The organism is Actinoplanes aureus, assembly GCF_015704865.1.
GTDB lineage: Bacteria > Actinomycetota > Actinomycetes > Mycobacteriales > Micromonosporaceae > Actinoplanes > Actinoplanes aureus.
Genome location: NZ_JADQTO010000031.1, coordinates 49,275 through 62,050, shown reverse-complemented (window position 1 = coordinate 62,050; position 12,776 = coordinate 49,275). Strand labels below are relative to the sequence as shown.

Here is a 12,776-nt window from a genome sequence, read left to right as displayed (position 1 = left end):
GATGCTACCGGCGCCCCGGCACCGGGCCGGGATCGGCAGGCCGCTCAGCCGATCAGGTGCGCGTTCGCCTCCATGGCCGGCCCGGCGAACTCCGGCAGTTCGACGACTTCGACGCCGGCGGCGGTCAGCAGGGCGATCCCCTCGCAGGTGACGAAGATGTCCGGCTCCCGCCAGGCGATCACCACGCGCGGGATGCCGGCCGCGATGATCAGGCTCACGCAGGTGGCGTGCGGCCGGCTGCCCCGCTTGGAGCAGGGCTCCAGCGTGCTGTAGAGCGTCGCTTCCCGCAGCCGGGCGTCGCCGGCGGCCCTGAGCAGGGCCGACTCCTCGGCGTGCACATACGGGTCGGTGTCCCGCGAATATCCGGAGGCGATCTCCACACCCGAGGAGACGATCACCGCTCCGACGGCGAAGGCGGTCTCCGAGCGGGGGCAGAGGTGCGTCAGTTCGACGGCGCGTCGCATCCACCGCTGGTCGTCCATGACCGGAAACGCTATCCCGGAGCCGGCCGGCGAAAGCCGGCCGGGTTCAGAGCATCGAGAGGTGTACGTGGTTGGTGTGCACCGCCGCCGGTCCACCGCTCGCGCTGTACGCCCGCCAGCCGGTGCTCGGCATCCAGATCTGCCGGTACCAGATCACATACATCACGCCGAGCTTGTCCGCGTTCTTCACGAAGTAGGCGGCAAGCCCATCACCGTAGGACTTGTCGTCTCCGGTCGCCGCCGCGTTCTTGAACGTGCCGACCGCCGACGAGAAGTCGCATGCCCGGCCCTTCGGGTGCTCCCCGGACGACCGCTCGCTCCAGCACACCGTGTAGCGCTTGAACCCGTCGCTCTTCGCCTCCTGGTACGCGTGCAGCGTGCGCGGCGTGATGCACCCGCCAGAGGTCGGGTCCTTCACCGTGCAGGACTCCTTCGGCCACGACCCGTCAGAGTTGCGTGGCGCCGGCTTGGCCGCCGGGGAGTTCGCCGAGACGAAGCCGCCGGCCGCACCGCCACCGACCTCGGCCAGGGCGAGCTCGGCCTCCCGCTTCTTCCGGGCCATCACGTTGACCTGCCGCTTCTGCTCGGCGATCTCGGCGGTCAGCGCGAGCTGGGCCTGCTTGGCGGTGTCGATGTCGGCCTGGTAGGCGGCGAGGGTGCTGCCGTCGACCTGGGCGAGCACGTCGAGGCTCTGCACCTTCTCGATGAAGTCGTCCGGCGAGGCGCTGTTCAGCAGCAGCGTCACGGTGCTGATCCGGCCCAGCTGGTACGACCGGTTCGCCACCGCGTTGACCCGCTTGGTCAGCAGCGCGGCGTTCGCCTCGGACTGCTTGAGCGTGGCCGCCAGCTGCTTCTGACGACTCTTGGAGGCGGCCAGTTTGTTCTTCGCCTGGTCGTAGCCCTTGGCCGCGGTCTCCAGCGCGGTGCGGAGCTTTTTCGTACCGCCCTCGGGATCGGCCGGCGCCGCCGAGGCGGGCACGCCGAGGAGCACCGAAACGGTGACCACGAGAAGAGCCAGCAGGGCGGTGCACCGGCGCGGAAAAGTGGCCGCCACGAATACCTCCAAGTCCTAAGCGCCGGTACTTTACCGTGCCGGACCTGGTGAAAGGGAGATCGCTCAGGTGGCCGAATAGCCGCCGTCGACGAAGAGTGTCTGGCCGGTTACCGCCTGCCCAGCAGCACTCGCCAGGAACACCGCACAACCGGCGAAATCGGTCGGCAAACCGTTGCGGCCGATCATCGTCCGGGCCGCGTGCGCGGCCACTTTCGTGGGATCGCCGAAGACCGGCTCGGTCAGCGGCGTGTGCACCACACCGGGCGCGACCGCGTTGCAGCAGACGCCGTGCCGCGACCACGCCTCGGCCTGCGAGCGGGTCAGCCCGACCAGACCGGCCTTCGCCGCTCCGTAGGCGCCGCTGTTCCCGTACGCCCGGAACGCCTGCTGCGAGACCACGTTGATGATCCGGCCCCAGCCCCGGCGTGCCATGGCCGGCCCGAACGCCTGCCCGAGCAGGAACGGCGCGGTGAGGTTGGCGGCCAGCGTCAGATCCCAGTCGTCGTCGGTGAGCTCGTCGAGCGGCGGGCGCAGGTTGACCGCCGCCGAGTTGACCAGGATGTCGGGTTCCCCGTACCCCTCAATGATCTTCGTGGCGACGGCCTTGACGGCCGTGCGATCGGCGAGGTCCGCGGAGATCGCGTCCGCCTCGGCGCCGTGATCGCGCAGCTCGGCCACCACCTCGGCCATCGGCGCTTCGCGCCGGGCCACCACCACGATCCGCGCTCCGGCGCGGCCGAGCGCGATCGCCATCGCACGGCCGATCCCGGAGCTGCCGCCGGTCACCACGGCGGTGCGCCCGCCCAACCCGAAAAGATCATCAAGGTACGCGCTCATGCTCGCACCCTAGGTGGGATCGACGTCCGGCGAACCGTCCGGGAACAGCGTGCCGTGAACCGTGTCCCAGATCTCCGCGTTCGCCGCCACGAGCAGGCCCCGCTGGTGATTGACCGGGCGGTACTCGGTGCCGTCGAGATGGCGCACCACACCGCCGGCCTCGCGGACGATGAGCGAGCCGGGGGTGTGATCCCACGGCAGGATCCGCCAGAACATCCCGAACTGCTGCTCGTCGGTGGCGATCGCCGGGTACTCGTACCCGGCGCAGTGCCGCCCGGCGGTATGACCGCCCAGGCCGGCGGCGTTCGCACGGACCTGCTGCCGCAGGTCCTCCGGAAGGTACTTGTGCGAGACGACGCCGTGCAGCGACGCGGCACCCGGGTCGTCGGTCCGGGTCTTGACGCGGACCCCATCGCGGTACGCGCCGGAGCCCGCCTCGGCCACCGTCAGATGGTCCCCGACCACGTCGAGAATCCACGCCGCCGTCGTCTCACCGTCATTGACCAGGGCGACCATCACGCAGAACGGTGTCCGGCCGGCGGCGAAGTTGTTGGTGCCGTCGACCGGGTCCACGATCCAGACCGCCCCGCCGGCGCCGATCCGGTCACGCACGGCCGGGTCGGCCGCGACCGCCTCCTCGCCGACCACCACGGAGCCGGGCAGCAGCGCGGTGAGGCCGCGGGTCAGCGCCCGCTCCGACTCCTGATCGGCGATGGTGACCAGGTCACCGGGCGCCTTCTGGCTCACCTCGTCGTCGGCCAGCCGCCGGAAGCGGGGCAGGACGACGGTGTGTGCTACCTCGCGGACGAGCTCGGCGACCTGATCAAGCACGCGGCGGCAACTTCACGACGCTGACGAAGAACTCGTCGATCTGGCGGATGACGGCGATGAAGCGCTCGAAGTCCACCGGCTTGGTCACGTACGCGTTCGCGTGCAACTGGTAGCTGCGCAGGATGTCCTCGTCGGCCGAGGAGGTGGTGAGCACCACGACCGGGATCCGGCCCAGCTCGTCGTCCTTCTTGATCTCCTCGAGCACCTCCCGGCCGTCCCGCTTCGGCAGGTTCAGGTCGAGCAGGATCAGGTCGGGGCGGACCGCGTTCGTGAACTGGCCCTCGCGGCGCAGGTAGGAGAGCGCCTCCGCGCCGTCGGAGACCACGGTGAGCCGGTTGCGCACCTTGTGCTCCTCGAACGCCTCCTGAGTCATCAGGACGTCGCCGGGGTCGTCCTCCACCAGCAGCACCTCGATCGGCGTGCCACTCTCCCGGTCAGCGCTCATTTCCCACCAGCTCTCCCGTGCTTTCCAGCGACTCCGTACCCGGCAGCACCGGGAGCGTGAACCAGATCGACGCGCCTTCCGGAACGTCGACGTCCAGCCAGATCCGCCCGCCATGGTATTCGACGATCTTCTTGACGATCGCCAGTCCGATGCCGGTGCCCTCGTACGCATCCCGCGCGTGCAGCCGCTGGAAGATCACGAAGACCTTGTCGGCGAACTCGGCCTCGATGCCGATCCCGTTGTCCCGGACGTTCACCCGCCACTCGCCGGCCTCGCGTTCCGCGGTGATCCGCACCACCGGCGGCACGTCGGGACGGCGGAACTTCAGCGAGTTGCCGATCAGGTTCACGAAGAGGGTGGTGAGCAGCGGCTCCTCACCCTCCACAGTGGGCATCTCGGACCAGGTGATCTCGGCGCTCTCCCCGGCCCGCTGTTCCAGCTGCGATCGCACCTCGCCCAGCACCTTGGCCAGGTCGACCTCGGTGAACCCGCTGGTGAGCCGACCGATCCGGGAGAACGCCAGCAGGTCGTTGATGAGCCGCTGCATGCGCTGGGCGCCGTCCACCGCGAACGCGATGTACTGGTCCGCGCGGTCGTCGAGCTGTCCGGCGTACCGGCGCTGGAGGAGCTGGCAGAAGCTGGCCACCTTGCGCAGCGGCTCCTGCAGGTCGTGCGAGGCGACGTACGCGAACTGCTCCAGGTCGCGGTTTGACCGGGTCAACTCCTCGGCCTGCGACTGGAGTTGCTGGTTCACCCACTCGACCTGGCCACGGGCGGTGCGTACCTCGGCCAGCTCGCTGGCGATCTGCTGCCGCATCCGGTCGATGTCCGCGGAGAGGGCCACCAGGTCCGGCGAGCCGTTCGGGCTGGCGATGTGCCGGTCGTAGTCGCCGGCCGCGACCTCGCGCACCTGATTCGCCAGCTCCACGATCGGGCGGCTGACGAGGCGGTCCAGCAGGAACAGCAGAAGCGCCCCGGCCAGCACGATGATCGCCGCGGCGGCGATCTGGATCGCGACCATGGTCGAGCTCGAATCCCGGGCCGCCGTCGCCGACTCCGTACGCAGAGTCTGGATGTGCCCTTGCATCCGCTCCACCGATGCCCGGAGCTGGTCGAAGTCGCGGGTGTCGGCCTGCTCCACGAGCTGGCGCGCTTTCTCCAGGTTGCCCGAGCCCGCCGCCTGGATGACCGGTTCGGCGACCTCCGCCCGCCAGGTCACGGCCCGGGACCGCACGTCCACCAGCGCCGTCCGGATTTCCTCGTCGCCGGGGCGCAGCAGGCGCTCGATCCGCGCCAGCTGCTCGGTCTCCTCGGCAAGCCCCTTCTGGTACGGCCTGAGGTTGTCCATCCCGCCGGTGATCGCGTAGCCACGTACGCCGGTCTCCTGATCCACCAGCGCGGTGTTCAACGTCTCGCCGGCCGCGCGCATCGGGCCCACCCGATCGAGCACGTCGTCCAGATGGCGGTTGGTGTTCGCCCCGGTGAGCACCGCGAACACGCCAAGCACGCCGAGCACCACGCCGACCACCACGCAGAGGGCGGCGATGCGCTGCCGGAGACTCCAGCGCCGGGCGTCGAACACGGTCACCGGCCACCACCCCGGGAGATCAGCAGCATCGCCACGTCGTCGGTGAGCGGGCCGCCGTTGTCCTGGTCGGCGCGGTTCACCAGCCACGCGGGCAGGGCCGGTATCGCCACGTCACGGGCGGCCGGCTCGTCCAGCAGCTTGCAGAGCCCGTCCACGTCGAGCCGCTCGTTGCCGACGCCGGTGTGGCCCTCGATCAGTCCGTCGGTGTACATCAGCAGGGACCAGTCATGACCGGTGAACTCCAACTCCGTCGCGGGCGTGGGAGTAGGTCGTACCCCGAGGACGATGCCGGTACGCGCGGCGACCGGTGCCACCCGCCCACCGGAGAGCACGACGGGCGGTGGATGACCCGCAAGGCGTACGGTCGCGCGGTTCCCCGGCAGATCGATGCTGGCCGCCGCCACCGTGGCGAACACCTCACGGGCCCGGCGTTCGGACATCAGCACCTGCTCCAGCGAGGGCAGCACCTGCTCCTCGGGGACACCGGCCAGCACCAGCGCACGCCAGGCCACTCGCAATTCGACGCCGAGCGCCGCCTCGTCCACGCCGTGTCCGCAGACGTCGCCGACGATCACATGCAGCCGGTCGTCGCCGACCTGCACCACGTCGTAGAAGTCGCCGCCGAGCAGGCCCATCGCCCGGCCGGAGCGGTAGAACGGCTCGACCGCGACCTCGGTGGTCTGCATCAACGGCTGCGGCAGCAGACCCCGTTCCAGGCGCGCCGACTCGGCCTGCCGCAACTCCACCTCGCGCAGCAGCCGGGCGTTCTCGTCGGCCCGCTTGCGCTCCACCGCGTAGCGCAGCGAACGGATCAGCAGCACCCCGTCGACCTGGCCCTTGACCAGATAGTCCTGGGCGCCCTCGGCGACCGCCTGGACACCGAGGTGTTCGTCGGATCGCCCGGTGAGCACGCAGACCGCGGCACTGCCCGCGACGGCGAGCAGCTTGCGCAGGCCGTCGATGCCCTCGGCGTCGGGCAGGCCCAGATCGAGGAGCACGCACTCGACGCCGACCAGCAGGTTCTGTGCCTCCCGGAGGCTGCTGGCGATGGTCAGGTCGAACGGTGCCTCCGCCTCGCTGAGCAACTCTCGAACCAGGAAGGCGTCACCCTCGTCGTCCTCGACGAGCAGGATCCGCAATCTCTCCAGCTGGTTCGCCGCGTACCTGCGGGGCGCGAGCGACCGCTCCGTCATTCCGATTCCCCACTCGACGCATAGGTGACCCGCAAATCGTGTACCACTCGGCCCGGGCGCACAACTCTGGTCATCACCTCGTGACCTGCGCTCATCTCGGATCCGTCGCGTCCTGGCCGGTGCTGTCCGCGGCGACCCGCCGGGCGTGCTCGGCGATCACCTGACCGAGGATGCCGTGCAGCCGGCCGCAGTCCCGGCAGTGCAGATTCTCGTCGAGGTGGCGCCCGCCACACTCCACGCAGTTCCCGCGGTCCTCCGGATCCCGGTAGGCGGCGAGCGCGCGACACATCGCCCGGATCACATGATCACTCATGGTGAAGACGTCCTCGCCGAGCGCGGTGCGCACGCCGACGACGGCGACGGGCGCGGCGTCCGGGTGGGGGTTGTACGGGGACACCGCGTCGATGAACTCCGCGATGACGGCGGCTGGATCGAGCGGGGAAGTCACCGGACCACGCTATGCCACGCGGGAAATGATCTTCGGGGTACCCGCCGGGCCTGCCGGGCGCTTAGATGTCACCCATGCGCGACTACGCCCTGACCAGGCCGGCCCGCCGCGGGATCGCCGCGGCCTCCGTCCTCGCCGTACTGGCCCTGGCCGGCCTCGCCGGGATGCGGGCGATCCTGCCGCCGGCCGAGCGGGCGGCCTCCGCTGCGGCGGACGAGTTCAGCGCGGCTCGCGCCTTCACCCAGGTACGCGCCATCGCCTCCGCGCCGCATCCGGCCGGCAGCGCGGCGAACGACCGGGTCCGCGACCACCTGGTGCAGACGCTGCGCGGCCTGGGCCTCGCCCCGGAGGTGCAGGACACCGTCTCGATCCAGGGCGGCCGGCTGTCGTCGAGCGCGGGCGGGACCGGGCTGGCCCGGGTACGCAACGTGGTCACGCTGATCCCCGGCACCGCCTCCACCGGGCGGGTCTTCCTGGTCGCGCACTACGACTCCGCGCAGGTCGGTCCCGGCGGCAACGACGACGGCGCCGGCACGGCCACCATCCTGGAGACCGCGCGTGCCCTGACCTCGAGCGGGAAGCTCCGCAACGACGTGGTGCTGGTGCTGACCGACGCCGAGGAGGCGTGCCTCTGCGGTGCCCAGGCGTTCGTCGATCAGCATCCGCTGGCCCGCGACGGCGGGGTGGTGCTGAACTTCGAGGCACGCGGCAGCAGCGGTCCGGCGATCATGTTCGAGACGTCGGACGGGAATGGCCGGCTGGTCGAGGCGTACGGGCAGGTGCCGTACCCGGTCGGCACGTCGTTCGCGGTGGAGATCTACCGGCTGCTGCCGAACGACACCGACTTCACCCCGTTCCTCGCCGCCGACCGGTTCGCCGGGATGAACTCGGCGTACATCGACGGGGCGGCGGTTTACCACGCGCCGACCGACACGCCGGAGGCGATGGACCGGGACAGCCTCCAGCACCACGGCGACAACGCGCTGGCGCTCACCCGGGAACTGGGTGGCCGCGATCTGACCGCGCTCGAGGGCGGGGACGCCACCTACTTCCCGGCCGCCGGGTTGCTGGTCCGGTATCCGGGGACGATGGTGTGGCCGCTCGCCGTACTCGCCCTGGTCGCGGTCGCCGCGCTGGCCTGGCTGGTCCGCCGGCAGGGCCGCGGCACCGGGCGGCGGATGCTGGCGGCCGCCGGGCTCACCCTAATCCCGATCGTGGTCGCTCCGGCCGCCGCGCAGGGGCTGTGGGCCCTGCTCACCCTGATCCGGCCGGAGTACGCCGGGATGCCGATCGACCCGTACCGTCCACTGTGGTACCGGCTCGCGGTGATCGCCCTGACCGCGGCCCTGGTCCTCGCCTGGTACGCCCTGCTGCGCCGCCGGATCGGCCCGGCCGCTCTGGCCGTCGCCGGGCTGGGCTGGCTCGCCGTACTCGGTGTCGTCCTCGCCGGGTTCACTCCCGGCGGCGCCTACCTGGCCACCCTGCCCGCGCTGGCCGGCGCGCTCGCCGGCCTGGTGGCGATCCACGTCCCGGACACCGTCGCCGTCGCCGTGATCGCGGCCGGAGCCGTGGTCCCGGTCGTGATCCTGCTGCCGACGATCTGGATGCTCTTCCCGGCGCTGGGCATGCCGATGGCCGGCGTCGGCGCCTTCCTCACCGTGCTGCTGGCTCTGGCACTGCTACCGGTCGTCGACCTGATCCACCCGGCGGCCGGCGGGGCCCGCGGGATGGAGGCGCTGCGTGCCCGCCGGCGGGGCGCGGTACCCACGCTGGCCGCGGCACTCGCGGTGCTGGTCTGCACCGTGACCGGCCTGGTCGTCGACCGGTTCGACGCCCGGCACCCGTCACTCACCCACCTCATGTACGCCCTCGACGCGGACAACGGCACCGCCCGCTGGCTCAGCGAGGAGGCTGATCCACAGGAGTGGACCGCCCAGTACGTCACCGGGGAACCGGCCACGGTCGCCGAGTGGCTGCCGGCCTTCGGCGACGAGTCGTTGCGCGGCGGGCCGGCGCCCGCGGCCACCCTGCCCGCCCCGAATCTCACTCTGGTGGCGGACACCCGTTCCGGTGACGGCCGGACGCTGCGACTCCGGCTCGCACCGCAACGGACGGCCCGGTTCGTCACCCTGCACGTGGCCGACGGGACCGAGGTGACCGCGGCGACGGTCGGCGGGCGGCCGATCGAAACGACCGGCGCGGCCGGTGGCGGCTGGGGCTTCGGCTTCGTCTTCCACGCACCGCCGGAGGGCGGCGTCGAGGTGGATCTGACCGTACGCGGCACCCAGCCGGTCCGGTTCCGCGTGATGGACGCCAGCGACAACGTCACCGAGATGCCCGGCTTCCGGACCCGCCCGGACGGGGTCGGCGTCCTCGGCTCGCACAGCAGCGAGATGGTGGCGGTCGGCAAGAGCTACACGCTGTGATGCTCCGGCCGACGGCCTCCGGTACCGCGTTATCGACCGCGACCGCGGCGACCGGTGGGCGCGTTGAAGCGGAAGTGGATGAAGAGGCGGCCCCAGTTGTCGCCGTCCTTCTCGACCCGGTGATAGAGCTGCTTGATCTCTCGCTGGTCGAGGAAGCGCAGCACCTTCTTCTTCAGGGCGCCACTGCCCTTGCCCGGGATGATCTCGACGAGGGTGGCCTTCTTCTCGATCGCCTCGTCGATGATCCCGCGCAGGGCCCGATCGATCTCGTGGCCCTTGTTGAAGATGTCGTGCAGGTCCAGCTTCAGCTTCACGATCGAGACCCTACGCCGCGCTGTTCTTGCCGAGCCAGGTCTCGACCCGGCGCAGGGCCTCCTGGTAGTCGGGCTGGCTCTTCATCGCGGCGGCCAGGCGCAGGTGCGGCAGGGCCTCACGAAAACGGCCGGCCCGCTCCAGGGTCCGGCCGAGCACGTGGTGCGCGTAGTGATCCGAGGGATCATGCTCGATCAAGGCTCGGAGCTGCGTTTCCGCGCCGTTCAGCTGTGCCGAGTTGAAGTAGGCCCGGGCCAGCAGCTGACGTACCGCGGTGTTGTGCGGCTCGGCCTCGACTATCGGTTCGAGCAGGCGGGCGGCACCGAGCGGGTCGCCGGACTCGAAGAAGAAGGTGGCCCTGCGGTACTCCTCGAGAAGATCCACGTGCTCACTCCCCACGCTCGCGTCGCCGATCTCAACGCTCGCATAACATCCGGCGTACAGCGAGTGTTCCGCCCCATCCAGGTGGTCAGCGCCTGAGCAGCAGCAACGCGAGGCCGCCGGTCAGCAGGTAGCCGCCGATCGCGGCGAGCAGCATCGGGCTGGTTCCGCCGCCGGGCAGTTCGGGTGCACCCACCGTCTCCGGTTTGGGCTCTGCCTGCGCGGCCGCCGGGGAGACCGGGACGAGGGCGAGGAGGAGGAAGGCGAGCGCGGACAACACCGCCGCCAGTCTCGGTCCGCTTCGCATCCATCCATCATGCGGCTTTTGTCTCCTTGATCCGGTATGCCACACCGGCGAATGTCTCATGGCCGAGAATCGCGCGCCGAACTGTGTCCGAGACACAGCTGGCACACAGGAAACCGAAAGCCGGCGCAGAGCGTCGCCCAGCACAGTAGGGGCATGACGATGGCGAACGCAGACTCCAGCACCGATCTCCGGCGGCCCGACGGGACCCCGGTACGGGTGCTCGTGGTGGACGACGAGCCCACCCTGGCCGAGCTGCTCTCGATGGCGCTGCGATACGAGGGCTGGGACGTCCGCAGCGCGGGCGACGGGATGACCGCCGTGCGTACCGCCCGTGACTTCCGCCCCGACGCCGTCGTCCTGGACATGATGCTGCCCGACATCGACGGGCTCGAGGTGCTGCGCCGGCTGCGCGGGGAGACCCCCGAGGTCCCGGTGCTCTTCCTGACCGCGAAGGACTCGGTCGAGGACCGGATCACCGGGCTAACCGCCGGCGGCGACGACTACGTGACCAAGCCGTTCAGCCTGGAAGAGGTGGTGGCCCGGCTGCGCGGGCTGATGCGGCGGATGGGACACGCGCCTATGCGTACCGAGTCGCAGCTGGTCGTCGGTGACCTGACGCTGGACGAGGACTCGCACGAGGTCTGCCGCGCCGGTGAGCTGATCACGCTGACCGCCACCGAGTTCGAGCTGCTGCGCTACCTGATGCGCAACCCGCGCCGGGTGCTGAGCAAGCCGCAGATCCTGGACCGGGTGTGGAACTACGACTTCGGCGGGCAGGCCAACGTCGTGGAGCTGTACATCTCGTACCTGCGGAAGAAGATCGACGCCGGCCGGGCGCCGATGATCCACACCATGCGGGGCGCGGGCTACGTGCTCAAGCCGGCCGACTGACATGGCCACTGCCGTGATCCACAGCCGCCCTGCGCGCTGGCGGAGCCCGGCGGGCTGGTCTTTGCGCACCCGGCTGGTGGCGATCATGATCGCCCTGTTGTCGGTCCTGGGCCTGGTCGTCGGCAGTACCGCGGAGATCTACCTCTACAAGTCGCTGCACAGCCAGATCGACAAAGAGCTGGACGACGTCTCCCGGCGCATCGGTTTCCGGCCGTTCCCGAACTCGACCGACTGGGCTGACAAACCCGCCCCTTCCGGTCAGGGTGACGGCCTCCCTGGCGGCATCCCGGGTGACGCCATCGTGCTGCAGCAGGCCTCCGACGGCTCGCTCGCCGGCGGCGTGGTGAAGTTCAAGGACGCCAACGACGAGGTCGTCGATCTCACCGGGGCGCAGAAGACCATCGTGCTGGCCGAGGTGCCGGCAGACGGCAGCAACGTCGACGTCGACCTCGGCGGGGACCTGCCCGCTTACCGGATGACCAAGGTCGTCAAGAACGACGGGACGGTCTACTACGTCGGGATCTCCCTCGACCAGGTCAACTCGACTCTGGTCACGGTCGCCGCGTTCACCGGCTGTGTGATCGCCGGTTCACTGATCATCGCCGGATGGGGTGGGGCGCTCATCGTCCGCCGTACTCTCAAGCCTCTTGATCGAGTGGCAGCCACCGCGACCCGCGTCTCCGAGCTGAAGCTCGACGCCGGCGAGGTGCGACTCGCGCAGCGAGTCCCCGAGGGCGACACCGACCCGCGCACCGAGGTCGGCCAGGTCGGCGCCGCGCTGAACCGCATGCTGGACCACGTCGGCAACGCGCTGGAGGCCCGGCACGCCAGCGAGATGCAGGTACGCCAGTTCGTCGCCGACGCCAGTCACGAGCTGCGCACCCCGCTCGCCGCGATCCGCGGGTACGCCGAGCTCAGCCGCCGCAGCCGCCAGGTCGTCCCGGACGAGATCGCGCACGTGCTGACCCGGGTCGAGTCCGAGGCGAAGCGGATGACCACGCTGGTCGAGGACCTGCTCCTGCTGGCCCGTCTGGACGCCGGCCGCCCGCTGGCCCAGGACCCGGTCGACCTCACCATGCTGGCCGTCGACGCGACGAGCGACGCGCACGCCGCCGGGCCGCGCCACTTCTGGCAGCTCGATCTGCCGCAGGAGCCGGTCTCGGTGATCGGTGACGGCGCCCGGCTGCACCAGGTGCTGGCGAACCTGCTGGCCAATGCGCGTACCCACACGCCGGAGGGCTCGACGGTGACCGTGCGGGTCGGCGCCGTCCCGAACGCCGCCGTGATCCAGGTGAGCGACAACGGTCCCGGTATCGACCCGGAGCTGGCCCCGCGCATCTTCGAACGGTTCGCGCGCGGTGACAGCTCCCGGTCGCGGGCCGCCGGCAGCACCGGCCTGGGCCTGTCGATCGTGCACGCGGTGGTGACCTCACACGGTGGCCAGGTGGGCGTGCAGAGCCGCCCCGGCCAGACCGTGTTCACCGTCATGCTGCCGCTCATCCCAACACTTGAACAAAAGCCCCAGGAGTTACAGCGGGCGAGCTGAGAGCGGCTATGCTGGCGGGCGTGTCTCACGCATGG

General features: G+C 70.5%; 14 protein-coding genes. 3 read left to right on the top strand and 11 right to left on the bottom strand.

The features are described 5' to 3' along the window. Positions 1-44: 44 nt before the first annotated feature. The 8 genes from I4J89_RS41095 to I4J89_RS41060 all read right to left on the bottom strand — a co-directional run bounded on the left by I4J89_RS41095 (position 45) and on the right by I4J89_RS41060 (position 6,878). Positions 45-482: a deaminase gene (locus I4J89_RS41095; protein ID WP_196419633.1), complete on the bottom strand. Its 438-nt coding sequence runs from the start codon at positions 480-482 to the stop codon at positions 45-47. A 46-nt stretch (positions 483-528) separates the two neighbouring features. Next, a complete protein-coding gene (locus I4J89_RS41090; protein WP_309238696.1) occupies positions 529-1,536 on the bottom strand; it encodes a coiled-coil domain-containing protein in 1,008 nt (335 codons plus the stop codon). A 63-nt stretch (positions 1,537-1,599) separates the two neighbouring features. Further along, positions 1,600-2,373 carry an SDR family NAD(P)-dependent oxidoreductase gene (locus tag I4J89_RS41085; protein ID WP_196419632.1) on the bottom strand — a complete coding sequence of 258 codons (774 nt, stop codon included), beginning with the start codon at positions 2,371-2,373 and terminating at the stop codon, positions 1,600-1,602. A 9-nt stretch (positions 2,374-2,382) separates the two neighbouring features. Continuing rightward, entirely contained in the window at positions 2,383-3,204 is an 822-nt protein-coding gene (locus I4J89_RS41080; RefSeq protein ID WP_196419631.1) for an inositol monophosphatase family protein, read from the bottom strand. Next, a complete protein-coding gene (locus I4J89_RS41075; protein ID WP_196419630.1) occupies positions 3,197-3,649 on the bottom strand; it encodes a response regulator in 453 nt (150 codons plus the stop codon). The genes I4J89_RS41080 and I4J89_RS41075 overlap by 8 nt, the downstream gene beginning before the upstream one ends. After that, positions 3,639-5,237 (bottom strand): sensor histidine kinase, encoded by a 1,599-nt coding sequence (locus I4J89_RS41070; protein WP_196419629.1) that lies wholly within the window; start codon positions 5,235-5,237, stop codon positions 3,639-3,641. The genes I4J89_RS41075 and I4J89_RS41070 overlap by 11 nt, the downstream gene beginning before the upstream one ends. Further along, positions 5,234-6,430, bottom strand: coding sequence for a PP2C family protein-serine/threonine phosphatase (locus tag I4J89_RS41065; protein WP_196419628.1), 1,197 nt, complete (start codon positions 6,428-6,430; stop codon positions 5,234-5,236). Before I4J89_RS41065 ends, I4J89_RS41070 begins: the two co-directional genes overlap by 4 nt. Before the next feature lie 91 nt (positions 6,431-6,521). Continuing rightward, positions 6,522-6,878, bottom strand: a complete 357-nt coding sequence (locus I4J89_RS41060) for a hypothetical protein (RefSeq protein WP_196419627.1) — start codon at positions 6,876-6,878, stop codon at positions 6,522-6,524. 74 nt (positions 6,879-6,952) lie between these two features. On the opposite strand from I4J89_RS41060, the gene I4J89_RS41055 reads away from it, so the two are divergent. Further along, positions 6,953-9,304, top strand: a complete 2,352-nt coding sequence (locus tag I4J89_RS41055; RefSeq protein WP_196419626.1) for a M28 family peptidase — start codon at positions 6,953-6,955, stop codon at positions 9,302-9,304. Positions 9,305-9,333: 29 nt separating this feature from the next. Here the strand turns inward: I4J89_RS41055 and I4J89_RS41050 are convergent, their stop codons facing one another. The 3 genes from I4J89_RS41050 to I4J89_RS41040 all read right to left on the bottom strand — a co-directional run bounded on the left by I4J89_RS41050 (position 9,334) and on the right by I4J89_RS41040 (position 10,304). Further along, positions 9,334-9,618, bottom strand: a complete 285-nt coding sequence (locus tag I4J89_RS41050) for a Smr/MutS family protein (protein WP_196419625.1) — start codon at positions 9,616-9,618, stop codon at positions 9,334-9,336. 10 nt (positions 9,619-9,628) lie between these two features. Beyond that, positions 9,629-10,000, bottom strand: a complete 372-nt coding sequence (locus I4J89_RS41045; RefSeq protein WP_196419624.1) for a tetratricopeptide repeat protein — start codon at positions 9,998-10,000, stop codon at positions 9,629-9,631. A gap of 85 nt (positions 10,001-10,085) precedes the next feature. Then, entirely contained in the window at positions 10,086-10,304 is a 219-nt protein-coding gene (locus I4J89_RS41040; RefSeq protein ID WP_196419623.1) for a hypothetical protein, read from the bottom strand. Positions 10,305-10,457: 153 nt separating this feature from the next. Here I4J89_RS41040 and I4J89_RS41035 point away from each other — a divergent pair, with 153 nt between their 5' ends. Both I4J89_RS41035 and I4J89_RS41030 read left to right on the top strand, forming a co-directional pair. Further along, positions 10,458-11,195, top strand: coding sequence for a response regulator transcription factor (locus I4J89_RS41035; RefSeq protein WP_196419622.1), 738 nt, complete (start codon positions 10,458-10,460; stop codon positions 11,193-11,195). Between the two features lies 1 nt (position 11,196). Next, entirely contained in the window at positions 11,197-12,741 is a 1,545-nt protein-coding gene (locus I4J89_RS41030) for a sensor histidine kinase (RefSeq protein WP_196419621.1), read from the top strand. Positions 12,742-12,776 lie beyond the last annotated feature (35 nt).

Bases quoted from the DNA above. Each gene is read 5' to 3' on its own strand.
- I4J89_RS41095 (WP_196419633.1), bottom strand. From the start codon at position 482: ATGGACGACCAGCGGTGGATGCGACGCGCCGTCGAACTGACGCACCTC.
- I4J89_RS41085 (WP_196419632.1), bottom strand. From the start codon at position 2,373: ATGAGCGCGTACCTTGATGATCTTTTCGGGTTGGGCGGGCGCACCGCC.
- I4J89_RS41075 (WP_196419630.1), bottom strand. From the start codon at position 3,649: ATGAGCGCTGACCGGGAGAGTGGCACGCCGATCGAGGTGCTGCTGGTG.
- I4J89_RS41065 (WP_196419628.1), bottom strand. From the start codon at position 6,430: ATGACGGAGCGGTCGCTCGCGCCCCGCAGGTACGCGGCGAACCAGCTG.
- I4J89_RS41055 (WP_196419626.1), top strand. From the start codon at position 6,953: ATGCGCGACTACGCCCTGACCAGGCCGGCCCGCCGCGGGATCGCCGCG.
- I4J89_RS41040 (WP_196419623.1), bottom strand. From the start codon at position 10,304: ATGCGAAGCGGACCGAGACTGGCGGCGGTGTTGTCCGCGCTCGCCTTC.
- I4J89_RS41035 (WP_196419622.1), top strand. From the start codon at position 10,458: ATGACGATGGCGAACGCAGACTCCAGCACCGATCTCCGGCGGCCCGAC.
- I4J89_RS41030 (WP_196419621.1), top strand. From the start codon at position 11,197: ATGGCCACTGCCGTGATCCACAGCCGCCCTGCGCGCTGGCGGAGCCCG.